Genomic DNA, 25,207 nt, shown 5'->3' on the forward strand with positions numbered 1-25,207 from the left:
CCGGGTCGACGTCGGGCTGGTAGCTGTAGCCATCGGCGTCTGCCAGCGGCCGCCACTACCGGATCGGTGGCTGTCAGGCCGCCATCGCGACCTTGCGCAGGCGGTCGAGCACGAAGTCAGCCAGTTCGTGCGGCGAGTACTTGGCGACGAAGGCATTGGCGCCGACGCGCTCGACCATCGCGTTGTTGAATACGCCCGACAGCGAGGTATGCAGCAGCACGTACAGGCCGGCAAGGCCAGGGTGGCGCCGGATTTCCGTCGTCAGCGTATAGCCGTCCATGGCCGGCATTTCGATGTCCGAGATGACCATGGCATAGCGCTCGGCCGGGTTCTCGCCCGAGGCGTGGATCTGCAGCAGATGGTCCAGCGCCTGCTTGCCATCGGAAAGCAGGGTGGCGCCAACGCCCAGCTGGTCCAGCACGCTGCGGATCTGCTGGCGGGCCACGCGCGAATCGTCCACCACCAGCACCTGCAGCTGCGGGCCATCGGCAGGCATTGCCATTGCTGGATCGAGTACGGCATCACCGCGTACCTGGGCGATATCGGCCAGCACGCTTTCAACGTCGATCACCTGGATCAGCTCACCCTGGAAGCGGGTCACCGCCGTCAGGTAGCTCGATTCGGCACCCAGTTCCGGCGGCGGGTGGATGTCTTCCACCGCGATGTTGACGATGCGCTCCACGCCGCTGACCAGGAAGCCCTGGATCGAACGGTTGAATTCGGTGACGACCAGGTAGCCAGGCGAGGTGTCCGCGTCAGGCTCACGCTCGGGGTGGCCGATGGCCAGGCCCAGGTCCAGCACCGGCACCGAGCGGCCGCGTACGTCGGCCACGCCGGCAAACTGGCTGGGCAACCCGGGCACCTGGAACAGCTCCGGGCGCCGCAGGACTTCCTGCACCTTGAAGACATTGACGCCAAAAAGCTGACGTCCGCCGAGACGGAACAGCAGCAGCGCCAGGCGGTTGTGGCCGGCCAGTCGGGTTCGCTGGTCGATCCGGTTGAGCAGGTCATGGGACATGGCTGCTGTATCGGCGGGGTGGGCGCCAAACTTGAGGGCGCTCTGCCGCCTGCGCGGTCCGCACCGCGTTTGTAGAGTCGACTGCCAGTCGACCGCTCTTCGATGCGATCACGGGAAACCCCGCGCTTCGCGCGAAAGTCGACTAACAGTCGACTCTACCCATCCGGTCGCGTCCCCATCCCGGATCCGATCAACGGGTCCCGGCGCTCTGGCACACCCCTTGCACGCACCAGGGCCAGATTCCATCGACAGGAGGCGCCATGCGCCGGGTCACACATCTATTCGCCATCGTGCTCGCCGCAGCCGCGCCATGGGCAGCCGCTGCAGAGTGGCAGCCGGTTGCCAGCATCCGCGCGGCGGCGTTGTCGACGCTGCCTGCCGGGAGCGAGGGGGAGGCGCAGGTGGCCGATGCGCTGCGCCTGCCCAAGTGTGGCGGCGCGCTGCAGGTGCAGCCCACCGCCAACACCACGGTGGAAGTCAGCTGTCCCGACGCCGGTGGCTGGCGCCTGTTCGTGCCAGTGAAAGTGCGGCGCAACCAGACCGTGCTGGTGCTCAACCGCGGAATCGGTACTGGAGAAACCCTTACCGCTGCCGATATCACCACTGCCCAGCGTGATGCCGCCCGGATTGCCGGTGCGGTGCTGGCCGATCCCAACGCAGCGATCGGCCGCATCGCCCGCCGTCCGTTGCAGGCCGGGGCCCTGCTGTCGAGCAACGATCTGGTGGTGCAGCGTCTCATCAAGCGAGGAGACAATGTGGCGCTGGTCTCGCGTCGCGGCTCGGTCGAGGTCCGTATTGCAGGCCGTGCGATGGGTGACGCGGGTGAGAACGAGCGGGTCTCGGTCGAGAACCTGTCCTCGCGGCGGATCGTGCAGGGCACGGTCGACGCCGCCGGTGACGTAATCGTGGCGCGTTGAATTACCGCAGAATATCCCTAAAGATCACGGCCCTTCGGCCGTTATCCCATGTGAACGGCAACTCCAGGACACCCCATGAGCCAGAAAATCGACGGCAACCTGCAGGTCCCCCAGGCCCTGCGCAGCGTGACGACCCCGGCCAACAAGCCCGGTGTAAGCACCGATGCGGCGGCCCGCCCGGTCGAGGCGGCCGACAGCCTGCGCCTGACCGGCGAGGCCACCAATCTGCAGGCCATCGAGCGTGAGCTGACCACCGCCCCGGCAATCGACGCCCAGCGCGTGGCCGCCGTGCGCGAGTCGCTGCAGAACGGCACCTACAAGATCAATCCGGACGCGATCGCATCGCGCATGCTCGAGCTGGACCAGCAGCTGCACGGATGACTGCGGCGATGAGCGAGCCGCTGCAGCGTCTTGCCCAAGCCCTGGACGTTGAACGCCAGGCCCTGGTCGAGCACGACGTGCACGCCCTGATCCGGGCCACCGGCGCCAAGCTGGAAGCGCTGCGTGCGCTGGAAGGCGCGCCGCCGCTCGGGGAAGGCGAGCAGCTGCAGGAACTGGCCGAACGCAACCGCGCCAACGGCGTTCTTCTGTCGCGCCGGCGCCGCGAGGTCAACTGGGCCCTGCGCCAGCTCGGGCGCACCGAAGATGCCTCGGCCTACGATGCCAAGGGGCAGGCGCACACCGTCACAGCGCGCCGCCCACTCGCCGTCGCCTGAGGCGGCGGTCGAACAACCCCATCACGCGGGCTGAAGCCCGCTGCACGAGCGCGTATATTGGGCGTCTGTTCGAATGCCCCCGAGTCGCCGTGTCCGCTGCCAACGCCCTGGTTACCGCCCCCCTTCCGCCACAGCCGGTACTGCAGGCCCTGCTTGAGCGCCTGCGCGAAGGGCTGCTGCTGTTCACCGAAGACGGGCAGGTTGCGCTGGCCAATCCAGCCGCGCAGAACCTGTTGGCGAGCGGTGAGGATGGTGCATTGCCGCCCCCTCAGCGGCTTCGCGAGCTGCTGCCCCCCGATGCGCTGGAACACGCGCGCCAGCATGGTCACTGGAACGGCAGCCTGCCGCTGGGCGAGGGCGTGGTCATCGCCCACCTGTATCACCACGGCCCGGTGGGACAGGGGCACTTCCTGGCCTTGTTCCGTCATATCGAAGGACAGGAAGACTACGAGCGAGAACTGCAGCAGCGCCACGCCGAGCTGCGCCAGGCCTACCTGCGGCTCAACGGCACCCAGGAGAAACTGCTGCAATCGGAGAAGATGGCCTCGATCGGCCAGCTTGCTGCCGGCGTCGCGCACGAGATCAATAATCCGATCGGCTACGTGCACTCAAACCTGGGCAGCCTGCAGGAGTACCTGCGCAGCCTGTTCACCGTGATCGAAGCCTACGAACGCGCGTTGCGTGCGCCGGACCCGAAGGCGCTGATCCCGGAGATCGATGACATCCGTGACCGCCTGGACATCGATTTCATCAGCCGCGACCTGCCGCAGCTGATGGCCGAATCGCGCGAAGGCATCGAACGGGTGACGCGCATCGTGCGTGATCTGAAAGACTTCTCGTATTCCGGGCGTGACGAGTCGTGGAAGCTGGTCGACCTGCACGCGGGCCTGGAATCGACCATCAACATCATCTGGAACGAGCTCAAGTACAAGGTCACCCTGGTACGCGAGTTCGGCCAACTGCCGCTGGTGGAATGCCTGCCATCGGAGTTGAACCAGGTCTACATGAACCTGCTGCTCAACGCGGGCCATGCCATCGCCGAGCGCGGCACGATCACCGTGCGCACCGGCGTCGATGGCGACCAGGTGTGGGTCGAGTTCGAGGACACCGGCGGTGGCATCTCGCCGGAACTGCGCCAACGCATCTTCGATCCGTTCTTCACCACCAAGCCGGTGGGCAGTGGCACGGGCCTGGGCCTGTCGATCTCCTACAGCATCATCAACAAGCACCATGGCCGGATCGACCTGGACAGCACCCCGGGCGTGGGCTCGCGCTTCCGCGTGGTGCTGCCGGTGAAGCAGCCGCGCTGACCGCTTCGGGTAATGCCGGCCACTGGCCGGCAACCTCATTAACCCCGTCGCGTAGCAGCCGGCCAGCGGCCGGCTCTACCAGGGCCTGTCCCGGCCTGGGTCGCGCCTCGGGTAGTGCCGGCCGCTGGCCGGCAACCTCATTGCACCCGGCATGCAGAGCAGCCGGCCAGCGGCCGGCTCTACCAGGCTGGATCGTTACCGCAGCGGGCGGTCCTCGCCGCCGTCTCCGCTCTCCACCGGCGCCGGCCCGGCGTTGCTGCGGCGCTGTTCCTCGTACGTGCGGAACGCCTGGTGGATATGCTTGCGCAGCTCGTCGTCGTTCCATGGCTTGGTCAGGAAGCGGTAGATCGCGCCGCGGTTGATCGCATCGGTCACCGTGTTCAGATCGGTATAGCCGGACAGCACCAACCGGATCGTGTCCGGGTACAGCATCTTCACCCGGCCGAGGAACTCGGTGCCGCTCATGTCGCTCATGCGCTGGTCGGACAGGATCACCTGCACGTCGTTGATCGCCAGCAGGTCGAACGCATCACGCACGTTGCCGGCCGCCAGGATGCGGTAGCCGTCGCGACGGAACAGCCGCACCAGCGATCGCAACACGTTCTCTTCGTCGTCCAGCAAGAGCAGCGTGCGGTCGGGACGGGTCTCGGCGAAAGCTTCCGGGCGCAGGTAGCGGCGGCGCAGGGTCATGCCTGCGGCATCGGCCGACATCGGTTCGCCGAACAGGTAGCCCTGGAACACATCACAGTCGTTGCGACGCAGGAAGCCAAGCTGCGCCTGCGATTCAACGCCGTTGGCGATCACCGTCATGCCCAGCTGATGGCCCATGGCGATGATCGCGCGGGCGATGGCCGCCTCGCGGTTGCCGGCCGGCGCGCTCTTGATGAAGCTGCGGTCGATCTTCAGCTTGTCCACCGGGTAGCGCACCAGCGCACTGAGACTGGAGTCACCGGTGCCGAAGTTGTCCAGGCTCAGGCTGATGCCCTCGTTGCGCAGGTTGGCCAGCGTCTCATGCACGAAGTTGACGTTGTTGGTCAGCGCGCTTTCGTTGATCTCCAGCGTCAGCATCTGTGCCGGTATGCCCGCGGCCTGGATCAGGCCCATCACTTCGGCGAAGAAGTTCGGCCGCAGCAGCTGCAGGGTGGAGACGTTCACCGCGATGGTGAAATCGTCGAAGCCTTGGTCGCGCCACAGGCGGGCCTGCTTGAGTGCACCTTCCAGCACCCAGGTGCCGATCTGCACGATGATGCCCAGCCGCTCGGCGGTGCGCATGAAGCGCTCCGGCACCAGCATGCCCAGCGTCGGTGACTGCCAGCGCAGCAGCGCTTCCATGCCGACCACGTGGCCATCGCGGGCGCTGACCAACGGCTGGTAGCGCAGTTTCAGTTCGCCGTTGGGAATGGCATCGACGATCTGCCGCGCGATGATGCTCTCGCTGTGCGCGCTCGGCGGCGTGTCCACGGCGTGGATGCGCACCGCGTTGCCGCCCTCGCGGGCGGCCTGATACAGCGCATCTTCGGCGTGGTCCAGCAGGCGTGAAACGTTGCTGGCATGCTCCGGGCACAGGCTCACGCCCAGCTTGCCGGTCATGAACAGCGTGTACGGCAGGACCGACAGCGGCAGTTCCATCTGCTGCCGGATTTCCTCGGCGAAATCCTCCGGCAGTGGCACCTCGGCTGTGCGTGGCACCGCGATCAGGAACTCGTCGCTGCCGTGGCGCCACAGTTTGCCGCGCCCTCGCAGGTAGGACTGCAACCGCTGCGCAACCAGCACCAGGGCCTGGTCACCTACCTCGGCGCTCATGTTTTCGTTGACAGAGGCGAAGTGGTCGATGTCCACATGCATCAGCATGAGTGCGGTACCGCCCGAGGCCGCCTCGGCGACCATCACCTGCAACTCGGGGTTGCCGGCACCGAGGCGATCAGGCGCATCATCGATGCTGACCGGGGGCTGGTTGGGATTCCACATAGGCTCAGTAGTCCGGTGACTCGGCGGCGGCCATGCTGGCTGCCTGGTAGGGGAGATGAACGTCGATCAGGGTGCCTTCACCGTGCGCGGATTCGATCCGTACATGGCCACCGACGCTCTGCGCACGCTCGCGCATCACGATCAGGCCCAGTCCGCGCGGGCCGTCGGGGTCGAAACCCTCGCCGTCGTCGCGGATCTGCAGGTGCAGGCCGCGCTGGCCGACGTCGCGCAGCTGCAGCTGTACCTGGCTGGCACGGGCGTGGCGCAGCACGTTGGTCAGGCTTTCCTGGGCAATACGGAAGCAGGCCTGCTCGATGCTGTTGTCGGGACGGTGCGGCAGCGGCTCGATCTCGGCCAGCAGCTCCACCGGCGAGGAACGGAACAGTACCCGTGCCTGCCAGCTCAGCGCCGCTTCCAGGCCCAGTGCGTCCAGCTGCGGCGGCCGCAGCAGGGTAGAGATGTCGCGCAGCTTGGCCACCGTGGTATCGGCCAGGCTGACGATCTGTGCCAGGTCCTCACCGCGGCGTTGCGGATCGTCCTCGTCCTGCGCGGCATAGGCAGACAGCTTGATCGCCGTGATCGCCTGGCCGATATCGTCGTGCAGGTCGCGCGAGATCGCGCGGCGCTCATCCTCCTGCAGCGAGAACAGGCGGCCGGCCATGGCCTGCAGTTCGCGGTTGCTGGTTTCCAGTGCGCTGCGGATGCGTTCGGAATCACTGAGATCGCGCACGATCAGCAGCTTGCAGTCGCGGCCGCCATAGCGCACCTCGCCCACTGCCAGGCCGGCATGGAAGCTGCGGCCATCTGCGCGCTGCATCGCCACCACGCTGCTGTGGCCCGGCCCCAGGTGCAGCTGGCCCGCACGCAGCTGGCTGCGCACGCGGGCCAGATCGGCGCTGTCCACCAGTGCCGAAAGCGGTTCGCCCAGCAAGGTGTGGCTGCCATAGCCGAACAGGCTGGCGGCCCAGGCGTTGGCGTACAACACGTGTTCGTCGGCGAGGATCACCACACCATCGGGCAGCACCCGCACCAGCTCGCGGAACTGTTCCTCGCGCTCGCGCAGCAGGCGACGCGACTGCTCGCGCTCGGTCACGTCCTGCAGGGTGCCCAGCACGCGGCTGCGGCCAGCTTCATCGATACCGCTGGCGGCGCGCAGGTGCACCATCAACGCGCGCCCGTCCATCGACAGGACGGGCAGCAGCACGTCCACCTGCACCGGCTCGCCGGAGCATAGTTCGGCCAGCAGCTGTTCGGTCTGGGTGGCAGTGGCCGGATCGGCCGGCACCAGCAGTTCGTCGAAGCGGTGCCAGCGGCGGGCCTCGGGCGGGAGGCGGCCAAGCAGCCGGTAGACCTGGTTGGAGTAGCGACCCAGCCCGGTGGACGGGTCCAGCTCCCAGGCGCCGATACGGGCCAGCTCGTGGGCTTCCTCGACCCGGGCCAGCGCCTGGTCGCGGCGCAGCTGGGCCAGGTCTTCGGCGGTGCGGTCGATGGCAATCAGCAAGCGGGCGTTGTGGCCGTCATAGCTGATGGCGTTGGACCGCAGCTCCATCTGCCGTAGCGAGCCATCACGCAGTTGCAGCTGGGCACGCAGGATGCAGAGCTCCTGCGGCGCCTCGCGGATCGCCTCCAGCTTGGTCTGCAGTGCCTGGTCCTGGCCGGGCGGCCACAGCACGTCGATGGTCTTCTCCAGAAGGTCACCGCGCTCCCAGCCGAACGCGCTGCAGGCAGCCGGATTCGCGTCGAGGATCGCCAGCGTGTCCAGGTCGTAGACCAGGATCGGGCCGGGATTGCCCTCGAACATCTGCCGCAGGCGCAGCTCGGAGGCCTGTTGGCGCGCGTGGGTGTGCAGCACGTGCTCGGCCAGCGGGCGCAGCAGCAGATACAGCAGGCCTGCGCTGGCCAGGGCGAAGAACGAGCCCTTCAGGCCCTGCCACAGTGCCGCCTGCTGCGGATCGGGCACCAGCGCCTGCACCACGCTGTCGGTAGAGATCATCCAGGCCAGCGCCATCACCAGGTAGCTCAACACCACCCGGCGGCGGTCACGGCTCAGCGCCTGCGCCATCCGCGGGTCGGGAACAGGGGCGTTGCCGGTCGGTTCTGCAGGCATGGACGAGGCGGGTGACAGGGGCGCTGGTCATCTTACCCCGCAGCACGCCGTGACCACTCAATTATCCGCCGCAGGCGCCGTTAACCACTGCGTGCCCCGCTGACGGGCGTGTCATCCGGAGCAAGATCGCGTGGACCAAGGGATCATCGCCAGCCTGCTGCAGCACCCGCTTGCGTCGGCGCTGGTCATCGTCGACCGTACCGGGCGTCCGTTGGCGGCCAATCCGGCCGCGCGCGAGCATGGCCTGCCAGCCACCGTGGCGGCCTATGCGCCGATGCTGGAAGATCTGCGCCTGATGGCCGCCGATGGCGGCATCGTGGCCTGCACGCTGCCGGGCGGCCCGCGCGGACACTACGACGGCCATCTGCGTGCGGTGCACGACGGCGCAGGCAACCTGCTGGCCTTCACCCTCAGCATCCCCGAGCCGGTGCCGGTGGACGGTGGCGGGCGCTGGGAACTGGCGCTGGACAGTGCCGGCCACAGCCTGTGGGACTGGGACATCCCCAGTGACCGCGTGATGCGGACGCCGGCGCTGGGCGACGAGACCGCCACCGAGCTGCTGGCTCGGGTGCACAGCGAGGACATCGCCCTGGTGCGCGCAGCGCTCGACGAGCACCTGCATGGGCGCAGCGAGCAGTACAGTGCACAGTTCCGCTTTCGCCAGGCCGATGGCCAGTGGCGTTGGGTGCTGGATCGCGGCCGCGTGGTCGCGCGCACCGCCGATGGCCAGCCCCTGCGCATGGTCGGCACGCATACCGATATCGAGCAGCAGAAGCAGCTCGAATCGCTGCTGCAGGAACAGCAGCTGCACCTGAGCGAGGCCCAGCGCATCGCCAGCATGGGCAGCTGGTCGTTTGATCCCAACAGCGGGCATTTCTGGTGGTCGCCGGAACTGCGTTCGCTGCTGGCCCTGGAGCAGGGCGCCGTTCCGGGCCAGCGGCGTTGGCTGAAGCAGCTGCATCCACGCTCCCGCGGCGCGCTGCGCGCGGCATGGCGGCGGTTATGGCGCGATGGCCGCGCTGCCAACCTCGAGCTGGAGCTGACCCGCGGCCATGAGCCTTCGCAGCACCTGCGCCTGTGGATGCAGCCGCTGCTCGACATGGACGGCCAGCCCAAGCGCCTGCTCGGCCAGGTGCAGAACATCACCGAGCAGCACCAGACCGATGCGCTGATCCGCTGGCGCACCGAACTGCTGAACCGGGTTTCCGCGCTGGGCCGCATCGGCGGCTGCGAGATCGAAGTGCAGACTCGCAGCATGCAGTGGACCGAGGAGTGCTACCGCATCCATGGCCTGCGCAAGGAACCGATCACCCTCGACCAGGCGTTGGCGCTGTACACGGAGGACTCGCGCAACGCGTTCGAGGCGGCACTCGCCCGTATCGCCAACGGCGGCCTGCCCGAGCAGTTGGACCTGTGCTTCTACCGCCAGTCCGGCCTGCGCGTGTGGGTGCAGGTGCTGATTGAACTGGACCGCCGTGATGGCCTGCCGCCGCGCTTCGTGGTGCTGTTCCGTGACATCACCCGCGAGCGCGAGGCCAATGAGCGCATCGAGCTGCTGGCGCACTACGATCTGCTGACTGGCCTGCCCAATCGCGTGCTGCTCGGCGAGCAGACCGCCGAGGCCATCGAGGAAGCACGCGATCGCGGAACCTCGCTGGCGATGCTGTTCATCGACCTGGACGGCTTCAAGACCATCAACGACAGCTTCGGCCACGCCACCGGCGATGCGCTGCTGAAGGCGGCGGCCACCCGCCTGCACCAGAACCTGCGCAACAACGACCTGTTCGGCCGCTTCAGTGGCGACGAGTTCATTGTGGTGCTGCGCGATCTGGCCGAGCCGGAAGACGCCGGCCACGTGGCGCGCAAGCTGATCGCCTCGTTGGCCGAGCCGCTGCGCCGTGGCGAGACCACGTTGAAGGTCGGCGCCAGCGTCGGCATCGCGATGCTGGGCGATGCGCAGACCGACTTTGATTCCCTGCTGCGTGCTGCCGACGCCGCGATGTACGCGGCCAAGGAAGCCGGGCGCAATACCTACCAGTACTACAGCCAGGACGCATTGGCCCGCATCCAGCGCCGGCTGGACGTCGAGCATGCCCTGCATGGGGCCATCGAGCGCGACGAGTTCAGCCTGGCCTACCAGCCGTTGCTGCACGCTCACCACGGCGAGCCACCGGCGATCGAGGCACTGTTGCGGTGGCACCGGCCCGGCATCGGCTACTGCAGCCCGGCCGAGTTCATTCCCATTGCTGAAAAGTGCGGCGAGATCGTGCGCATCGGCGACTGGGTGCTGAACGAGGCCTGCCGCCAGGCAACCGCTTGGGACCGCGCCGGACTGCAGTTTGATCGCATCGCGGTCAATGTGTCGGCGGTGCAGCTGCGTGATCGTGGCTTCGCCGAACGCGTGATCGAGATCTGCCATGCCCATGGCTGGCCGCCGCAACGGCTGGAACTGGAGCTGACCGAGTCGGCGCTGATCCGTGACACCGACATCCTGCGCCATTGCTTCGACGTGCTCGAACGGCACGGCGTGCCGCTGGCGGTGGACGACTTCGGTACCGGCTTCTCCAACCTCAACTATCTCAACCGCTTCCCGGTGGGGCGCCTGAAGATCGACCGCAGCTTCGTGCAGGGCATGCTGCACGACTCCGGTACGGCCGAAGTGACCCAGGCCATCGTGCACCTGGGCCATGCGCTGGGCATGAAGGTGGTGGCGGAGGGCGTGGAAACGCACCAGGAAGAAGACATGCTGCGCCGCCAGGGCTGCGACGAGATCCAGGGTTACCTGTACTCGCGCCCGCTCAGCCCGCGCGACCTGGCGCAGTGGCTGCGCCAGCCGCAGCCGGTTTCGCTGCGCACCGATGCCAGTGGGGAAGTGATGCTGGTGCGGTGATCAACTGCACTGGTTGGAACTGACCTTGGCTGCTGTGTCCATCCACGCATGGCGTGGATCTACCGCAACCCGCTTTGGTGGGTGCCGACCGTTGGTCGGCATGGATGCCTGTGCCTCTCGATCATCCACGCATGGCGTGGATCTACCTCGGAAAATCCGCCTTCAACTGCATGCGCAATGCCTCGACAATGGCCGCATAGCGCCGCTTCTGGACCAGATAGCTGGCCAGGAACAGCGGCAGCACCAGCAGCATGGGCGCCACCATCGGGCGCATCGCCACCAGCGGCAACAGCAACAGCGACAGGATGGCCACGAACCAGCTGCACAGTCCGATCACCCGCACCTCGTGCCGTCGCGCGTTGAGTACGATGCGACCGCGCATCACCGGGAAGTAGCGCAGGCCGAAGCTCGGCGCAAAGCTCTCACGGAACGCCATGCTGCCGTCAGGCAGCGCATGGAATGCCAGGTCCAGCCATTTGTCCTGCGGCAGGTCACGTTCCAGGCTGCCCAGCGAGAGGCGGGCCTGCATGGCCGGTGACGCCGCAATGCGTTCGTTGAACAGGGTGATGCCCCAGCTGAAATAGCCGGCCACCCAGGCCATCATAAGGACGGTCTCGATCAGCAGAAGTGCGATCAGGGCGATGGCCATCGGTCTTCCATGAAGGGTACCGGTGGATCATGCCATGCGCGACGGCCCATCCACGCATGGCGTGGATCTACTTAAGCGCATCCCCATCCAGCCCGAGATCCCAGGCCAGGCCCAGCAGCGCCTCGTCCACCCGCGACCGGGCCGGGCGCGCGTCCGCCAGCTGCTGCAGCTCGCGGATCTCCTCGCGTGCCACATCCTCCAGCTGTTGCAGCTGCTCACGCACGCTCGCGTTGCGCGGGCGCTCGGTGTCGGTGAGGGCGGGCAGGGCGCGGATCAGGGTCATGGTGCGCGTACAGGATGCATCCAATGGCGGGTTACAGGCAAAGGCCCCGGACGAACCGGGGCCTTGCGGGCTGCCGGCGAGGGCAGCGGACATCAGGATCAGAACAGCTCGACGGTGCCGGCGCCCATGCTCTGCTGGGCAACCGGCTTGTGCGGCGGGCGTTCCCATTCGCTGCGCAGTTCGCGCAGGCGGCTGCCGGTGCGCTGCAGGGCGGTGGCGATCTCTTCGTCGAACACGCCGCCATTGCGGTGCAGCAGTTCCTGCAGCGCCACCGCTTCACGGTTGATCGCGGTCAGGCGGTCCAGGTGGGTGTGCACGCCGCCCAGGGCCTGGGTGGCGATGTCTTCGAACTGCAGGGCGCGCACGGCCTCGGCCACGCTGCCATCGATCGCACGGGCGCACTCGGACACTTCACGCATGCCGTCGCCCAGCGAGGCATTGATCTGGGCCACGTTGTCGAGCATCGCGGCCGCTTCCTGGCGCGCTTCACGGGAGCGGTCCATGTCGCGCGAGGCCATGTGCGAAACCGTCTCGCGCACCTTGGCGATGGCGTCCTTGGAGCTGTGCGCCAGCTTGCGGATCTGCTCGTTGAAGGTGGTCGAGCGCTCGGACAGGTTGCGCACTTCGTCGGCGACCACCGCGAAGCCTCGGCCGGCTTCACCGGCACGCGCGGCTTCGATGGCGGCGTTCAGCGCCAGCAGGTTGGTCTGGTCGGCGATCGACTTGACGTCTTCCAGCAGCGCGAAGATGCCATCCAGGTGCTGCGCCATCTGGTCGATGTGCTGCACGGTGGTGCTGCTCTGGCCGCTGACCTGTTCCAGTGCTTCCACCAGCTGCTCCATGCGGTGGCTGGCGTGCTGGGCGAAACGGGCAACGTCGAGGCCGGCATTGCCTTCATCACCGGCGCGGTCGACGATGCGCGACAGGGCTTGGCTCTGCTGGCGCGACTTGCGGTTCATCGCATCGAAGCTGCCACCGAGGCTGGAGACGGCCTGGCGGATCAGGTCACGGGCGCGTTCCACTTCACCACGCGAACCGTCGATTTCGTTGCCGACGAAGTTGCGCAGTTCGGTCAGCAGCTGGTCCTGCTCACGCAGGACACGGGCATGTTCCGGGGAACGATGCGCCTGGGCGCGGGTGGTCCACCACGCAAAGCCGAGCCAGCTCAGCGTCATCGTGGTCAGGATCGCCCAGCGCAGGGCGGCCGGCCATTCGAAACCGATGGCGAAGGGGAGCAGCAGGGTCAGAGCCAGGGGGGCGGCCAGACGGATGAAAATGCGTGAGTACATGGACGTTCTCGGGAGGTGCACGGAGGATGTATCGGCCGTACCCCCTTTCTCTTTAACGTCGATGTGCCCCGAAGTGCATTCTGAATGCGCCGGTTTTCCGGCGCTGGCGGTGATTCGGTGTCCGATTCCCTTTTCCATGGAAAAGCGCCCGGACCCCATGCGCTTACGCCAGCTGGCGGTCCACCGCCTCGATCATCGCCTTGCGGCCGAACAGGAAGTCCCAGTAGCTGCCGCCCAGCTGCCGCCATAGCACCGCCGAGCGCACCGCTGCCAGCAGCAGGGCGCGGATCTCGGCCACCACGCCAGCCTGGCCCAGGTAGTGCGGGTTGCCCTGCACCATCACCCGCGGCTTGAGGTGGCTGATGGTGTCCGCGTACAGGCTGCCCAGGCTGGCCAGCACATCCGGGTGGCCGCTGTCGCCCAGCTCGGCGGCCTGGCGCTGGGCGCGCTCGATGCCCGAGGCGACCTTGTTCACCGTGGCGCCATCCTGAACGAAGCGGCGCTCCAGCTGCAGCACCGACAGGGCCAGCTTGGGCAGGATCGGATCCTGGCCTTGGTTGCGGAAGTAGTTGTGCAGCAGGCGCAGCCCGGCCTTCAGTGCATGGCGGTCACCGAATACCGCCTGCGGCGAGGACGCATCGACACGGAACACGCTGTCCACGGCGGTGCGCACGGCGGCGGCGTCGGAATGGCCGGTATCGGCGATGCGGCGTACCTGCTGCAGGGCCTGGGCAATGCCGGCCAGGGCCAGGACGCGGTCGTCGACAGTGAAACTCATGCAGCGGATACCTCAAAAGGGGAAGGAGTGGTGCGCAGACGCTGTTCCAGCGGCGCATCGGTGGCGGCGATCACCGCGCCACCCAGGCATACATCACCGTCATACAGCACCAGCGATTGACCGGGGGTAACGGCGCGCTGCGGGCGCGCGAAGGTGACCAGCACGCTGCCATCGTCCAGCACGTTGACCGTACACGGCTCATCGGGCTGTCGGTAGCGGGTCTGGGCGGTGCATTCGAAGCGCCGCGACGGCGGCGAGCCGGCAATCCAGTGCGCGGTTTCCGAACGCAGCCGGTTGGAAAGCATCCACTTGCTGTCGCGGTCCTGGTCCACGTACAGCACGTTGCTGGCCACATCCTTGCCGACCACGTACCACGGAGCGGCCGGGCGGCCGCGCACGCCGCCGATGTTCAGGCCCTCGCGCTGGCCCAGGGTGAAATAGAATACGCCCGGGTGTTCGGCGATCACGGTGCCATCGGCCGGGTCAAGGATCTGGCCGGGCCTGGCCGGCAGGTAGCGGCCGAGGAATTCGCGGAAATCCCGCTCGCCGATGAAGCAGATGCCGGTGGAATCCTTCTTGGCGTGGGTCGGCAGGCCGACGTCGCGCGCGATCCTGCGCAGGTCGGTCTTTTCCAGGTCGCCGATCGGGAACAGGGTCGCTGCCAGCTGCGCCTGGCCCAGCTGGTGCAGGAAGTAGCTCTGGTCCTTGGAGCGGTCGGCGCCACGCAGCAGCAGCCATTGGCCACCGCGCTGGGCTACGCGCGCGTAATGGCCGGTGGCGATGCGCTCGGCGCCCAGCTCGCGGGCGGCATCCAGGAAATGCTTGAACTTCACTTCGCGATTGCACAGCACGTCCGGGTTCGGCGTGCGGCCAGCGGCGTACTCGGCCAGGAAGTGCTCGAACACGCCCTGCCAGTACTCGCTGGAGAAGTCCCGGAAGTGGAACGGGATACCGAGCAGGCCGCATACGGCAACCGCATCGCGGCGGTCATCCTCAGCGCGGCAGTCACCGCTGCCGTCGTCGGCCCAGTTCTGCATGAACAGGCCTGCCACGGCCTCGCCCTGCTGTACCAGGCGCCAGGCCGCGACGGAAGAGTCTACGCCACCGGAGACGCCCACCATCACGCGCGGCGTGCTCATGCGACCTCCCGGACCAGCGAAAGCGGATGGCGCTGGCCACCCAGGTAATCAGCCACCACCTGCCAGACCAGCGGGCTGCGCTGGCGCTCGCCGGCGGCCTGCAGCTCGGCCGGGGTCAGCCACAGCGCGCGGTCGATGCCGGTGTCCAGCGGCTGCGCCGGGTCGTGCGAGAGCGGGCGCGCGGCGTAGCAGAAGCGCAGGAACGCGGTGCCGTCGCCGGCAGTCCACTGGTAGCAGCCGATGAAATGGGTCAGCTGCACCGTCCAGCCGGTTTCCTCGCGGGTCTCGCGCAGGGCTGCCTCGGCCAGGCTTTCGCCCGGCTCGAGGTGGCCGGCAGGCTGGTTCAGCACCTGGCGGCCGTCGATGGTCTCTTCAACCAGCAGCACGCGGCCGCCGTCGACCACCACCGTGGCGACGGTGGCGTGCGGTGCCCAGCGCGGGTCCGGCGTGGCGTTCAACTCAGAACTCGTCCTTCTTGGTCAGCTCCAGCTCCATCGCGTCGGCGGTGCGGATGGCCGCATCGATGGCGTCACTGAGCTGGTCCGGGGTGGCATCGGCATCGATCTTCACCACGAACATGGCGGTGGTGTCCTGCTTGACCCAGCCGCCCATCTTGGCGTCCTGCGAATCTTCCAGCAGGCGGTTGGCCACGGCCACCGGGAACTGCTTGGTCTTGGCGTTGTACGCCGGCGACCAGATCTCGCGGATGTTGTGGCTGCCGAAATCTTCCACCGCCGAGCGCACGTAGACCATCTGGGTGCGGTCACCCTCGACGTCGAAGACCATGCGGTAGTCGCCGTCCTCGTCGACTTCATAGGTATAGCCCAGCTTGTCCAGGTGGCGGCCCACGGACTTGTCGGCGGTGGTTGCGGCGGTGGCGGCGCCGGCAGGAGCCAGGGCGATCAACAGGGCGGTAAGAAGGGTCCTTTTCATGAAGATCCTGTGAAACAGTGTTGAGAGAAGATGCAATTGTGACGGCGGCCGTGCGTGCCGTCCAATCTGCGGCGGGCCGACGCAGGCTTCTCCGAGCCTCTATAATGGACGGATGCCCCATGAGTCCTCCCCCGATTCCCAGCACGAGCACGGCGTTGCCGTAGAACCTGCGCGCCCGGAAGTAGCGCCGCCGCCGTTCTACCAGGTGATGCTGCTCAATGATGACTACACCCCGATGGATTTCGTGGTGGACGTGCTCCAGCAGTTCTTCAACATGGACCTGGACAAGGCCACGCAGGTGATGCTCCACGTCCATACCCGCGGCCGCGGCGTGTGCGGGGTGTTCACCCGCGAAGTGGCCGAGACCAAGGTGGCCCAGGTCAACGAGTATTCGCGGATGAACCAGCATCCGCTGCTGTGCACGATGGAAAAGGCCTGACCGGCCTTTTGTAGAGCCGAGCCCATGCTCGGCTGCTGTTCGTGCAGGTATCCAGATCGCTGGCAGAGCAGCCGAGCGCAGGCTCGGCTCTACAGCCGGATCACGCTTCCGCCAGCGCCTGCAACGCCATCCTCGCGACCGATTCGTCCACAACCGCTGGGTCGCCATCATCGCGGAACCACACCGCCGACAGCCCTGCGCTGGCAGCGACCCAACGCAGCAGGCGGGTGCGCTCGAGGCCGGCCAGCGCGGTCACCTGTTCTACGCGCGCGGCAAACCGCTCGGGCCGGGTGGCCACATGGATGCCCGGACCGCAGAGATCCGGGTTGCTGAACAGCGTCGTGTAATCGAACGCGCGATCGCCCAGCAGCCGCTTCGGGTCGATCGCCAGCCAGCCGCGCGCGCCGAAGTCGAGCACGTTGTCGTGGTGCAGGTCGCCATGCAGCGGCCGGATCTCCTGTTCGTCACGCAGCACCCCCTCCGCCAGTGATCTGCACTGTTCCAGCAGTGGCGGCAGCGCAGCCCTTGGCTGCAGCAGGTCGGCGAACCATCTACGCAGGCAGACCAGTTCCGCTGGGCGCGCGCTCCGTGGCCGGTGCAGCCGCTGCAGGACCTGGCACAGGACCGTGGTGCAGGCGTCATCGCCGCCCGCGATTGAACGTTGCCGCAGCGAATCGCCTTCGGCGCGCTCGATCAGGATTGCCGGCCCCTCGTGGGCCAGCAGGCGGGCGGCGCCATCGCCCTCCCACCAACGCAGCAGGCGATGGCTGTTCTGCTCTTCGGTTTCGCTGCTGATCTTCAGCATCGCCGGCGCGCCGGCAGCGGTCAGCACCGGCCAGAGCCGGGCGTGGGGCGTGCAGATGGCCGGGCCATCACGCCGCAATCGCCAGCGGCTCAGGTAGGGTTCGCTCATGCCGGTTGAGGTCTTCTGGAGTGAATGAAGATCAAGCGTTCTGCAGTGCTAACGCCATCTGAACGCAGCAATCCGCTAGGGTGATGGAAATCGCGTAGTCAGGCCGCATATTGTTCCCATCTGCCGCCGGAGTAATCCATGTTCAGCAAAGACCTCGAACACACCATCGGCCAGTGCTACAAGCGCGCCCGTGAGGCCCGGCATGAGTTCATGACGGTCGAACACCTGCTGTTGGCACTGCTCGACAACCCGTCCGCCCAGGCCGTACTGAAGGCCTGCGGTGCGGACGCCGAACGCCTGCGCCAGGAGCTGGAGCAGGCCATCGAGGCCTCGGTGTCCCGCCTGGCCGAAGATGACGGCCGTGACACCCAGCCGACCCTGGGCTTCCAGCGGGTGCTGCAGCGGGCCGTGTACCACGTGCAGTCCTCGGGCAAGAAGGAGGTCACCGGCGCCAACGTGCTGGTCGCCATCTTCGGCGAAAAGGACTCCCACGCCGTCTACTACCTCAACCAGCAGGATGTCACCCGGCTGGATGTGGTCAATTACCTGTCCCACGGCATCGCCAAGCTGGGCGAGGAAGGCGAGCAGCCGTCCTCTTCCTCCGAGGGTGAGGGCCGCATGGAAGGCGGGGAGGGCGAGCCGAAGGGCGATGCCCTGACCGAATTCGCCAGCAACCTCAACGAACAGGCCCGGTCCGGCCGCATCGATCCGCTGGTCGGTCGTGGCGATGAGATCGAGCGCACCATCCAGGTCCTGTGCCGGCGCCGCAAGAACAATCCGCTGTACGTGGGCGAGGCTGGCGTGGGCAAGACCGCCATCGCCGAGGGCCTGGCCCGCCGCATCGTCGAGGGCTCGGTACCCGACGTGCTGGCCGACGCGGTGATCTACTCGCTCGACCTGGGCGCGCTGGTGGCCGGCACCAAGTACCGCGGCGACTTCGAGAAGCGGCTGAAGGGTGTGTTGACCGCGCTGAAGAAGGTGCCCAACGCGGTGCTGTTCATCGACGAGATCCACACCATCATCGGCGCCGGCTCGGCGTCGGGTGGCACCATGGATGCGTCCAACCTGATCAAGCCGGCGCTGGCCTCCGGCGAGCTGCGCTGCATCGGCTCGACCACCTTCCAGGAATATCGCGGCATCTTCGAGAAGGACCGGGCGCTGGCCCGCCGCTTCCAGAAGATTGATATCGTAGAGCCGACCGTGGGCGAGGCCTACGAGATCCTGCAGGGCCTGAAGTCCAAATACGAGCTGCACCACAGCGTGACCTATTCGGACGAAGCGCTGCAGGCGGCGGTGGACCTGTCGGTGAAGCACATCGGCGACCGCCTGCTGCCGGACAAGGCCATCGACGTGATCGACGAGGCCGGTGCCCGCCAGCGCCTGCTGCCGGAAGGCCAGCGCAAGGAGCTGATCGACGTCGAGGAAGTGGAAGCGATCGTGGCCAAGATGGCGCGTATCCCGACCAAGCAGGTCAGCGCCACCGACAAGGACGTGCTGCAGCATCTGGAGCGCAACCTGAAGATGGTGATCTTCGGGCAGGATCCGGCGATCGAGACGCTGTCCTCGGCGATCAAGCTGGCCCGCTCGGGCCTGGGCAACCCGGAGAAGCCGATCGGCAACTTCCTGTTCGCCGGCCCGACCGGCGTCGGCAAGACCGAGGTGACCAAGCAGCTGGCGCTGCAGCTGGGCATCGAGCTGGTCCGCTTCGACATGTCCGAGTACATGGAGCCGCATTCGATCAGCCGCCTGATCGGCGCCCCTCCGGGCTATGTCGGCTTCGACCAGGGCGGCCTGCTGACCGAGAAGATCGTCAAGACACCGCACTGCGTGCTGCTGCTGGACGAGATCGAGAAGGCGCACCCGGACATCTTCAACATCCTGCTGCAGGTGATGGACCGCGGCGTGCTGACCGATACCAACGGTCGTGAAGCCAACTTCAAGAACGTGGTGCTGGTGATGACCACCAATGCCGGCGCGGCACAGGCCTCGCGGCGCTCGATCGGCTTCACCAAGCAGGACCATGCCACCGATGCGATGGAGACCATCCGCCGCAGCTTCACCCCGGAGTTCCGCAACCGCCTCGATGCGGTGGTGCAGTTCCAGGCGCTGGGCTTCGAGCACATCCTGCGCGTGGTCGACAAGTTCCTGATCGAGCTGGAGATGTTGCTGCAGGACAAGCACGTGAGCCTGTCGGCCACCCCGACCGCCCGCGACTGGCTGGCCCACCACGGCTTCGACCCGCTGATGGGTGCGCGCCCGATGGCCCGCGTGATCCAGGACAAGATCAAGCGTCCGCTGGCCGACGAGCTGCTGTTCGGCAAGCTGGTCAACGGTGGCAAGGTGAGCATCGATGTTCGCGACGACGAGCTCGTGGTCGAGACCCAGGCCGAACCGGAGCGGCTGCTGCCGGTTACGGTGGAGTGAGCTGAAGGCTTGGCGTGAAAGACTGGGAATGACAAGGGCGGCTTCGGCCGCCCTTGTTGTTTCCAGTGGGCCTGTCGTCTGCGGCCTTGCTTGAACGGAATGCAGGTGCCAATGCTGTCTTCTGGTCGCGATGGGCTGCTGCCCTGTTTGTATCGCGGAACGATACAGGATACAGTAATGATCATCGGTTTTCGTCACAAGGGCCTTGAGCGGTTCTACCGTTCCGGCAGCAGTAGTGGAATCCGCCACAGTCATGCCAGCAAGGTGTTGATGATCCTGACGATCCTGGATGTGGCTTCGGGTCCTGAGGATCTGGCCATGCCTGGACTGCGCCTGCATAAGCTCCGGGGCGGTCTGAAAGGACATTGGTCTGTATGGGTCAACGGAAACTGGCGGATTACCTTCCGTTTCACCGGCAGCGACGTGGAGCTGCTGGATTACCTGGACTATCACTGAGGTCGCGCATGATTCATCACCATCCGCATCCGGGGCAGACGATCAAGGCAATGGTCTTTGATCCAATGGATCTGTCTGTGACCGAGGCGGCCGAGCGCCTGGCAATGTCACGGGTGGCCCTTTCGCGGGTCCTGAACGGCAAGGCGGGCATCAGTCCCGACCTGGCTATCCGCCTGGAGATGGCGGGAGTGAGTACCGCGGTTTTCTGGATGGGGCTGCAATCCAGCTACGATCTTTGGTTGGCGCGGCAGCGCGCGCAACCGAGAGTGTTGTCGCTGGTTGCCGCGACGCGTTGACGTATCTCGCGACAAGGGCGGCTTCGGCCGCCCTTGTCCAGTATGGGGTCAGCGGCTGCGGCGGCGTGCTTCGCGCTTGAACCGCCCGGCATCGATCGGCTCGATGCGCGCAACCTCGCAGCTGCCGCGACCGGTGTCCAGAGCGCTTCGACCCTCGCTGCACAGCTCGTCAGCCTCCTTGCCGTCGGTCTTGAAGCCGAGGCGGGTGGCCAGCACGGCAGAGGGGCAGCTGTTGCGGAAATGCACCACATAGTGGTCTTCACCGGAGCGAAGCAGGACGTTCCTGTCAGCGCCGGCGCGAACGATCTGCTGTTCGCCGGTCAGTGATACGCATTGCGCCGGCGGGGTGCCAGCGGCATGGGCGGGCGGAGCCACCAGGGTGATGGCAGACAAAGCCAGGGGGACCAGCAGGGAAGACAGGTTCATGGCGGGGCAGGGGCGGCGATCCGGACTGGATCGGATCCCAGGATGCTGCCGCCGCTGCAAATGCGAATCTGCCGCAAGCAGGGCTGACCGACGCCACGGTGAGATCGGTCACGATGACCTTTGGCGCATCAGGCCGCGATCGAGCGGAACCCCTGTTGCCGGCCCTGGTCGCCGCCGTCTTCGATGACAAAGGCGACCGCCTCGTGCGGAATGTGCAGGCGCTGCTTGAGCGTACTGCCCATGTGCGATATCTCGCGCTGCACGGCCAGGTACAAGGGATGCGAGGCGTCCATGCTGGTGCAGACCAGGCAGGGCTGACCGAACCAGGTGCCGTCCGGGCCCTTGCTGGCGTAGCAGCGGCTGGTGACGGACTGCGGGTCAAGTACGATCAGGTAAGTCATGCACGCAAGGCCTCGTGTGAAGAACGCGTAGAGTCTAGGGTTCCCGCGCGCTGCTGGATTTCAGACAAGGACGAAAATCGAACGACCCCGGAGACTTTGACTTTATTCCGTGCACGACAAAGGGCCAGCAGCGAGGCCGGCCCTGTCGGAGTGGCGCACTGCGCCGACCGCTTACTTCATGCGGTAGGTGATACGACCCTTGGTCAGGTCGTACGGGGTCATTTCAACCTTGACCCGGTCACCGGTAAGGATGCGGATGTAGTTCTTGCGCATGCGGCCGGAGATATGGGCGATGATCTCGTGCCCATTCTCCAGGCGAACGCGGAAAGTGGTGTTCGGCAGCGTCTCGCTGACGGTGCCCTCGAACTCGATGGAATCGTCTTTCGACATGTAGTCCTGTGCGGTTCAGAAAACGGCCACGCTGGGCCTAAGGCGCGGTATTTTACGCGTGACCGGCCCAGCTTGCAAAGTTTGTGTTAACCCCGGGCGAAACGCCGAGCCGGCAGTCGTCCCACCGCCTGCGTCCACGGGCCTTCACGGCCCTTGTCGCGCACCGCCAGGCGCACGTGATCCAGAAACGCCGCGCGCGGCAGATGCGTGGCGCCCATCCGCAGCAGGTGTGGATTCTCCACCTGGGCATCGATCAGCGGCCAGCCCCAGCCGCCAAGCGTGGCCGCTAACGCGGCCAGCGCGACCTTGGAGCCCCCGCTGGCGCCACTGAACATGCTTTCGCCGAAAAACATCGATCCGATCGCCACCCCATAGATGCCGCCGACCAGCGTCTGCCGGTCCCAGACCTCGAAGGAATGGGCAAAGCCGAGGTCGTGCAGCTGGCCATAAGCCTCGACCATCGCCGGGCTGATCCACGTACCGTCCTGGCCCGGTCGCGGTGCTGCGGCGCAGGCACGCATCACACGACTGAAAGCGGTGTCGGCGGTGATCTCCCACGTGCTGCCGCGCAACTGGCGGCGGAAGCGGCTGGACAGGTGCACGCCCTCGGTGCGGAACACCATGCGCGGGTCTGGCGACCACCACAGGATTGGCTCGCCCTCGCTGAACCACGGGAAGATGCCGCCGGCATAGGCGTTGAGCAGTCGCACCGGATGCAGGTCGCCGCCCACCGCGAGCAGGCCATCGGGCTGGCGCAGTGCGGTCTCGGCCGGAGGGAAGGGAGCGTCCGGCGCATCGGCCAGGCGCCAGGGCAGCTGGCGGGTCATGCCGTCATTGTATTCGTCGTGGCGATCGCTGATGTCTGGCACCATCAGCGTCCAACGGCAAGGAGCCCACGCATGAGTGACGCGATCACCGCCATCCTCGATGTGCACGATATCCCGCGCACGCGCAACGACAGCCAGGGCATGCTGCTGGCGCTGGCCACTGAACAGCCCGGCCAGCTCGGTGCGCTGATGCTGCTGGCCCTTGCCCGGCGTTCACCCAGCTCGGCCTTTCTCGACATGGCGCTGGATCTGCTGCGCGATGAAGCGATTGTGCCGGTCTGTGCCGAGGCCTGGCGCCGCTATCGGGATGGCGAGCGCGGCGAACTGCTGGCCAGCGTGATCGAATTCACCAGCTACCAGGCGCCGCAGGTGCTGCAGGACGACTGGGAGGCCTTGCTGGCGCTGGCCACCGAAGACGAGCTGCAGCTGGCTTCGCAGGTATGGCAGGGCCTGCCCTCCGTCATTGCCGTGCAGTGGGCGCAGATTCTGGTTGAGGCCGACGACGATCGCGAGATGGCGCGGGCCAGGGCGCTGCTGCTGGCGGCGCAGCCCGAGCGCTATGCCGTTGCCCGCGGCTACCTCGCTGACTGGGGCGCGCTGGATGCTGAGGTCTGGGCGCACTGGGCCGGCGTCGCGGACGGACCGCAGCCGCGGCGCCTGCATGGGGAGCGGCCGCTGCACATCCGCTTCGGCCGCGAGCAGCATCGCGCGCAGCAGGCGGACGAACCGAGCTGGCGCAAGCGCATCTGGCGCCTGCACCCGACCTGGAATGGCGGGCAGGTACAGTACGCCGGGCAGATGGGAGGGCCGCTGGAATCGTTGTGTGGCAGCTGCCATGCACCGCTGCAGCGCCTGCTGCGAACCGACGCTGCCGCGCTGCAGCCGGGCGCGGCGGGTGAGATCACGCTGGGCCTGTGCCTGGACTGCAGCGGCTGGGAAGATCCGCCCGTGCGTTTCTATCGCCACGATGCCAGCGGCCTGCCCAGCTGCCACCCCAGCCAGCGTCTGGAGGTGCCGGCGACGCCGACCGACAGCGGTGACCTGATGCAGGCCGAGGTCGGCCTGGCCGCCATGGATACCTCGCGCTGGCGGCAGCAGGACTGGGGACAGTCCAATCATCGGCAGAACCTGTCGCGCGTGGGCGGCGCACCGAGCTGGGTGCAGAGTGCCTGGTATCCGGCGTGCATCGATTGCGGTGAGGAGATGCCCTTCGTGATGCAGCTGGATTCGACGCTGCCGACCACCGGTGGAGGCGCGCTGCTATGGGGCAGTGGCGGCATGCTCTACACGTTCTGGTGTGCGAAGTGCAGGGTGAGCGGGCACTTCTGGCAGTGCACATGAGCACGGCGCCATCGCTATTGCTCTGATAGATGCCAACGTCGGTTGGCACGCCTCATTGCCCCGGTAGGTGCCAACCTTGGTTGGCACGCTTTTCCGCACCGCGCAAGTCGAGCAAGCTCGACGCTACGGCTCTGCGCGGAACGGCCCATGCCCCTGCAGCTCCTGCTGGTACCGCCGCACATCCCGCCGCTCCTGCCGGCACCAGTCCTGCAGTGCTTCTGCGAAATCCGCGTCGGCCACCCAGTGCCGGCTGCGTACCAGCGTCGGCAGGAAGCCACGCGCCAGCTTGTGCTCGCCCTGAGCGCCGGGCTCGAAACGGCTCAGCCCTTCGCGCAGGCAGTACTCGATGCCCTGGTAGTAACAGGCCTCGAAATGCAGGCCGGGCAGGGTAGCGCCACCCCAGTAGCGGCCGTACAGCGTGTCGCCACCGCGCAGGCACAGCGCGCCGGCAATCGGCTCGCCGTCCTGTTCGGCCAGGAACAGTACCAGTCCGCGCCCCAATGAAATGGCCAGATGGCGCAGGAAGGCCTCGGTCAGTGCCGGGGCGTTGCCGTACTCGAGGAAGGTCTGCAGGTAGAAGCGGTACATCGCCTGCAGGTCGGCGCGGCCGGCTTCATCGCCGTGTACCACGCGGAAGCTGATGCCCTGGCGGGTGACCTTGGCCCGTTCCTGGCGGATGTTCTTCCGATGCTTGTGGTTCATCGCACCGAGGAACTGCTCGAATGTCGCCCAGTCGCCCGGGTTCTGCCACTGGAACTGCACGTCCTCGCGCAGCAGCCAGTCATCGCCGAACAGGGCCTCGTCCACTGCGGTGTGGAAGTTGATATGGGCCGAGGATACCTCCAGCGCGGGCAGGGCCTCGCGCAATGCCGAAAGCAGGGCGGCGCGCCCTGAATCGTGACGTGCCAACAACCGCGGGCCAGTGACCGGCGAGTAAGGTACTGCGCCCAGCCACTTCGGATAGTAGTCGCGGCCATGCCGCGCATACGCGTTGGCCCACGCATGGTCGAACACGAACTCGCCGTGAGAGTTGGTCTTCAGGTAGCCCGGAATGGCGCCGACCAGGGTGTTGCCTTCCCAGAGCGTGAAGTGCCGGGCCTGCCAGCCCCAGTCCTCGCGCAGGCAACCGTGCTGTTCAAGCCCGGAAAGGAAGGCGTGGCTGACGAAGGGGTTGCGGCCGTCGTGCAGGGCATCCCAGTCGGTCGCGGCGATGGACTGCAGGGAGTCGAGAAAGCGGGGGGAAGGCATGGGGGAAGGATAGGGCAGATGAAACAGAAAGGCCGACGCACTGGCGTCG

Annotated in this window: 26 protein-coding genes; 10 read left to right on the forward strand and 16 right to left on the reverse strand. The window is 66.8% G+C overall.

Features of this window, described 5'->3' with window-relative positions:
* Window positions 1-73: 73 nt before the first annotated feature.
* Window positions 74-1,018, reverse strand: a complete 945-nt coding sequence (locus VG543_RS03915) for a chemotaxis protein (protein WP_019659622.1) — start codon at window positions 1,016-1,018, stop codon at window positions 74-76.
* Window positions 1,019-1,278: 260 nt separating this feature from the next.
* Between VG543_RS03915 and flgA the strand changes: the two genes are divergently transcribed.
* The 4 genes from flgA to VG543_RS03935 all read left to right on the forward strand — a co-directional run bounded on the left by flgA (window position 1,279) and on the right by VG543_RS03935 (window position 3,961).
* Window positions 1,279-1,935, forward strand: coding sequence for a flagellar basal body P-ring formation chaperone FlgA (flgA, locus tag VG543_RS03920; protein WP_329843018.1), 657 nt, complete (start codon window positions 1,279-1,281; stop codon window positions 1,933-1,935).
* Between the two features lie 75 nt (window positions 1,936-2,010).
* On the forward strand, window positions 2,011-2,316 hold the full coding sequence (gene flgM / locus VG543_RS03925; protein WP_019337421.1) for a flagellar biosynthesis anti-sigma factor FlgM: 306 nt from the start codon (window positions 2,011-2,013) through the stop codon (window positions 2,314-2,316).
* Window positions 2,313-2,651, forward strand: a complete 339-nt coding sequence (locus tag VG543_RS03930; protein WP_423177803.1) for a flagellar protein FlgN — start codon at window positions 2,313-2,315, stop codon at window positions 2,649-2,651. Before flgM ends, VG543_RS03930 begins: the two co-directional genes overlap by 4 nt.
* An 89-nt stretch (window positions 2,652-2,740) precedes the next feature.
* Window positions 2,741-3,961, forward strand: coding sequence for an ATP-binding protein (locus tag VG543_RS03935; RefSeq protein ID WP_019659625.1), 1,221 nt, complete (start codon window positions 2,741-2,743; stop codon window positions 3,959-3,961).
* Between the two features lie 195 nt (window positions 3,962-4,156).
* On the opposite strand, the gene VG543_RS03940 is transcribed toward VG543_RS03935, so the two are convergent.
* Complete coding sequence (locus tag VG543_RS03940) at window positions 4,157-5,929, reverse strand: EAL domain-containing protein (protein WP_019659626.1); 1,773 nt, start codon at window positions 5,927-5,929, stop codon at window positions 4,157-4,159.
* 4 nt (window positions 5,930-5,933) lie between these two features.
* A complete protein-coding gene (locus VG543_RS03945; protein WP_423177805.1) occupies window positions 5,934-8,036 on the reverse strand; it encodes a PAS domain S-box protein in 2,103 nt (700 codons plus the stop codon).
* 130 nt (window positions 8,037-8,166) lie between these two features.
* Between VG543_RS03945 and VG543_RS03950 the strand changes: the two genes are divergently transcribed.
* The gene (locus VG543_RS03950) at window positions 8,167-10,926 is read left to right on the forward strand and encodes a bifunctional diguanylate cyclase/phosphodiesterase (protein WP_329847780.1); all 2,760 of its coding nucleotides are present in this window, start codon (window positions 8,167-8,169) and stop codon (window positions 10,924-10,926) included.
* A 142-nt stretch (window positions 10,927-11,068) separates the two neighbouring features.
* Here VG543_RS03950 and VG543_RS03955 read toward each other — a convergent pair whose 3' ends face one another.
* From VG543_RS03955 to VG543_RS03985, 7 genes are all read right to left on the reverse strand, one after another.
* On the reverse strand, window positions 11,069-11,575 hold the full coding sequence (locus tag VG543_RS03955; RefSeq protein ID WP_423177807.1) for a hypothetical protein: 507 nt from the start codon (window positions 11,573-11,575) through the stop codon (window positions 11,069-11,071).
* A 67-nt stretch (window positions 11,576-11,642) separates the two neighbouring features.
* Window positions 11,643-11,858, reverse strand: coding sequence for a hypothetical protein (locus VG543_RS03960; RefSeq protein WP_329847776.1), 216 nt, complete (start codon window positions 11,856-11,858; stop codon window positions 11,643-11,645).
* A gap of 98 nt (window positions 11,859-11,956) precedes the next feature.
* Window positions 11,957-13,147 carry a methyl-accepting chemotaxis protein gene (locus tag VG543_RS03965; RefSeq protein WP_057496336.1) on the reverse strand — a complete coding sequence of 397 codons (1,191 nt, stop codon included), beginning with the start codon at window positions 13,145-13,147 and terminating at the stop codon, window positions 11,957-11,959.
* A 163-nt stretch (window positions 13,148-13,310) separates the two neighbouring features.
* The gene (gene hflD / locus VG543_RS03970; RefSeq protein WP_021201771.1) at window positions 13,311-13,925 is read right to left on the reverse strand and encodes a high frequency lysogenization protein HflD; all 615 of its coding nucleotides are present in this window, start codon (window positions 13,923-13,925) and stop codon (window positions 13,311-13,313) included.
* Window positions 13,922-15,064, reverse strand: a complete 1,143-nt coding sequence (gene mnmA, locus VG543_RS03975) for a tRNA 2-thiouridine(34) synthase MnmA (protein ID WP_423177809.1) — start codon at window positions 15,062-15,064, stop codon at window positions 13,922-13,924. Before mnmA ends, hflD begins: the two co-directional genes overlap by 4 nt.
* Window positions 15,061-15,522 carry an NUDIX hydrolase gene (locus VG543_RS03980; protein ID WP_019659635.1) on the reverse strand — a complete coding sequence of 154 codons (462 nt, stop codon included), beginning with the start codon at window positions 15,520-15,522 and terminating at the stop codon, window positions 15,061-15,063. The genes mnmA and VG543_RS03980 overlap by 4 nt, the downstream gene beginning before the upstream one ends.
* A 1-nt stretch (window position 15,523) precedes the next feature.
* Window positions 15,524-15,997, reverse strand: coding sequence for a hypothetical protein (locus tag VG543_RS03985; protein ID WP_021201774.1), 474 nt, complete (start codon window positions 15,995-15,997; stop codon window positions 15,524-15,526).
* A gap of 112 nt (window positions 15,998-16,109) precedes the next feature.
* On the opposite strand from VG543_RS03985, the gene clpS reads away from it, so the two are divergent.
* Window positions 16,110-16,436 (forward strand): ATP-dependent Clp protease adapter ClpS, encoded by a 327-nt coding sequence (gene clpS, locus VG543_RS03990; RefSeq protein ID WP_019659637.1) that lies wholly within the window; start codon window positions 16,110-16,112, stop codon window positions 16,434-16,436.
* A gap of 100 nt (window positions 16,437-16,536) precedes the next feature.
* Here clpS and VG543_RS03995 read toward each other — a convergent pair whose 3' ends face one another.
* Window positions 16,537-17,349 carry an APH(6) family putative aminoglycoside O-phosphotransferase gene (locus VG543_RS03995; protein WP_423177810.1) on the reverse strand — a complete coding sequence of 271 codons (813 nt, stop codon included), beginning with the start codon at window positions 17,347-17,349 and terminating at the stop codon, window positions 16,537-16,539.
* Between the two features lie 138 nt (window positions 17,350-17,487).
* Between VG543_RS03995 and clpA the strand changes: the two genes are divergently transcribed.
* The 3 genes from clpA to VG543_RS04010 all read left to right on the forward strand — a co-directional run bounded on the left by clpA (window position 17,488) and on the right by VG543_RS04010 (window position 20,525).
* Entirely contained in the window at window positions 17,488-19,773 is a 2,286-nt protein-coding gene (gene clpA, locus VG543_RS04000) for an ATP-dependent Clp protease ATP-binding subunit ClpA (RefSeq protein ID WP_088610783.1), read from the forward strand.
* Window positions 19,774-19,950: 177 nt separating this feature from the next.
* Entirely contained in the window at window positions 19,951-20,229 is a 279-nt protein-coding gene (locus tag VG543_RS04005; protein WP_019659639.1) for a type II toxin-antitoxin system RelE/ParE family toxin, read from the forward strand.
* An 8-nt stretch (window positions 20,230-20,237) separates the two neighbouring features.
* Complete coding sequence (locus tag VG543_RS04010) at window positions 20,238-20,525, forward strand: HigA family addiction module antitoxin (RefSeq protein ID WP_019659640.1); 288 nt, start codon at window positions 20,238-20,240, stop codon at window positions 20,523-20,525.
* Window positions 20,526-20,573: 48 nt separating this feature from the next.
* On the opposite strand, the gene VG543_RS04015 is transcribed toward VG543_RS04010, so the two are convergent.
* The 4 genes from VG543_RS04015 to aat form a co-directional block, all read right to left on the reverse strand.
* Window positions 20,574-20,951 (reverse strand): hypothetical protein, encoded by a 378-nt coding sequence (locus VG543_RS04015; RefSeq protein WP_423177813.1) that lies wholly within the window; start codon window positions 20,949-20,951, stop codon window positions 20,574-20,576.
* Window positions 20,952-21,079: 128 nt separating this feature from the next.
* Window positions 21,080-21,352 (reverse strand): hypothetical protein, encoded by a 273-nt coding sequence (locus VG543_RS04020; RefSeq protein ID WP_058980068.1) that lies wholly within the window; start codon window positions 21,350-21,352, stop codon window positions 21,080-21,082.
* 171 nt (window positions 21,353-21,523) lie between these two features.
* Complete coding sequence (infA, locus tag VG543_RS04025; RefSeq protein WP_005409596.1) at window positions 21,524-21,742, reverse strand: translation initiation factor IF-1; 219 nt, start codon at window positions 21,740-21,742, stop codon at window positions 21,524-21,526.
* Window positions 21,743-21,828: 86 nt separating this feature from the next.
* Complete coding sequence (gene aat / locus VG543_RS04030) at window positions 21,829-22,569, reverse strand: leucyl/phenylalanyl-tRNA--protein transferase (protein WP_423178096.1); 741 nt, start codon at window positions 22,567-22,569, stop codon at window positions 21,829-21,831.
* Between the two features lie 72 nt (window positions 22,570-22,641).
* On the opposite strand from aat, the gene VG543_RS04035 reads away from it, so the two are divergent.
* On the forward strand, window positions 22,642-23,910 hold the full coding sequence (locus VG543_RS04035) for a hypothetical protein (RefSeq protein WP_423177815.1): 1,269 nt from the start codon (window positions 22,642-22,644) through the stop codon (window positions 23,908-23,910).
* Between the two features lie 123 nt (window positions 23,911-24,033).
* Here the strand turns inward: VG543_RS04035 and VG543_RS04040 are convergent, their stop codons facing one another.
* A complete protein-coding gene (locus VG543_RS04040) occupies window positions 24,034-25,158 on the reverse strand; it encodes a GNAT family N-acetyltransferase (protein WP_262212177.1) in 1,125 nt (374 codons plus the stop codon).
* Window positions 25,159-25,207 lie beyond the last annotated feature (49 nt).

Origin of the sequence: Stenotrophomonas sp. CASM101 (genome assembly GCF_049384845.1) — a bacterium.
In the GTDB taxonomy this organism is placed as follows: Bacteria; Pseudomonadota; Gammaproteobacteria; order Xanthomonadales; family Xanthomonadaceae; genus Stenotrophomonas; species Stenotrophomonas hibiscicola.

Bases quoted from the DNA above. Each gene is read 5' to 3' on its own strand.
- clpS (WP_019659637.1), top strand. From the start codon at position 16,110: ATGCCCCATGAGTCCTCCCCCGATTCCCAGCACGAGCACGGCGTTGCC.
- VG543_RS04035 (WP_423177815.1), top strand. From the start codon at position 22,642: ATGAGTGACGCGATCACCGCCATCCTCGATGTGCACGATATCCCGCGC.
- VG543_RS03940 (WP_019659626.1), bottom strand. From the start codon at position 5,929: ATGTGGAATCCCAACCAGCCCCCGGTCAGCATCGATGATGCGCCTGAT.
- VG543_RS03960 (WP_329847776.1), bottom strand. From the start codon at position 11,858: ATGACCCTGATCCGCGCCCTGCCCGCCCTCACCGACACCGAGCGCCCG.
- VG543_RS04040 (WP_262212177.1), bottom strand. From the start codon at position 25,158: ATGCCTTCCCCCCGCTTTCTCGACTCCCTGCAGTCCATCGCCGCGACC.
- VG543_RS03955 (WP_423177807.1), bottom strand. From the start codon at position 11,575: ATGGCCATCGCCCTGATCGCACTTCTGCTGATCGAGACCGTCCTTATG.
- aat (WP_423178096.1), bottom strand. From the start codon at position 22,569: ATGACCCGCCAGCTGCCCTGGCGCCTGGCCGATGCGCCGGACGCTCCC.
- VG543_RS03915 (WP_019659622.1), bottom strand. From the start codon at position 1,018: ATGTCCCATGACCTGCTCAACCGGATCGACCAGCGAACCCGACTGGCC.
- VG543_RS04010 (WP_019659640.1), top strand. From the start codon at position 20,238: ATGATTCATCACCATCCGCATCCGGGGCAGACGATCAAGGCAATGGTC.
- VG543_RS04015 (WP_423177813.1), bottom strand. From the start codon at position 20,951: ATGAACCTGTCTTCCCTGCTGGTCCCCCTGGCTTTGTCTGCCATCACC.
- VG543_RS04020 (WP_058980068.1), bottom strand. From the start codon at position 21,352: ATGACTTACCTGATCGTACTTGACCCGCAGTCCGTCACCAGCCGCTGC.
- infA (WP_005409596.1), bottom strand. From the start codon at position 21,742: ATGTCGAAAGACGATTCCATCGAGTTCGAGGGCACCGTCAGCGAGACG.
- hflD (WP_021201771.1), bottom strand. From the start codon at position 13,925: ATGAGTTTCACTGTCGACGACCGCGTCCTGGCCCTGGCCGGCATTGCC.
- VG543_RS03995 (WP_423177810.1), bottom strand. From the start codon at position 17,349: ATGAGCGAACCCTACCTGAGCCGCTGGCGATTGCGGCGTGATGGCCCG.
- mnmA (WP_423177809.1), bottom strand. From the start codon at position 15,064: ATGAGCACGCCGCGCGTGATGGTGGGCGTCTCCGGTGGCGTAGACTCT.
- VG543_RS03930 (WP_423177803.1), top strand. From the start codon at position 2,313: ATGACTGCGGCGATGAGCGAGCCGCTGCAGCGTCTTGCCCAAGCCCTG.
- VG543_RS03945 (WP_423177805.1), bottom strand. From the start codon at position 8,036: ATGCCTGCAGAACCGACCGGCAACGCCCCTGTTCCCGACCCGCGGATG.
- flgM (WP_019337421.1), top strand. From the start codon at position 2,011: ATGAGCCAGAAAATCGACGGCAACCTGCAGGTCCCCCAGGCCCTGCGC.
- flgA (WP_329843018.1), top strand. From the start codon at position 1,279: ATGCGCCGGGTCACACATCTATTCGCCATCGTGCTCGCCGCAGCCGCG.
- VG543_RS03985 (WP_021201774.1), bottom strand. From the start codon at position 15,997: ATGAAAAGGACCCTTCTTACCGCCCTGTTGATCGCCCTGGCTCCTGCC.
- VG543_RS03965 (WP_057496336.1), bottom strand. From the start codon at position 13,147: ATGTACTCACGCATTTTCATCCGTCTGGCCGCCCCCCTGGCTCTGACC.
- clpA (WP_088610783.1), top strand. From the start codon at position 17,488: ATGTTCAGCAAAGACCTCGAACACACCATCGGCCAGTGCTACAAGCGC.
- VG543_RS04005 (WP_019659639.1), top strand. From the start codon at position 19,951: ATGATCATCGGTTTTCGTCACAAGGGCCTTGAGCGGTTCTACCGTTCC.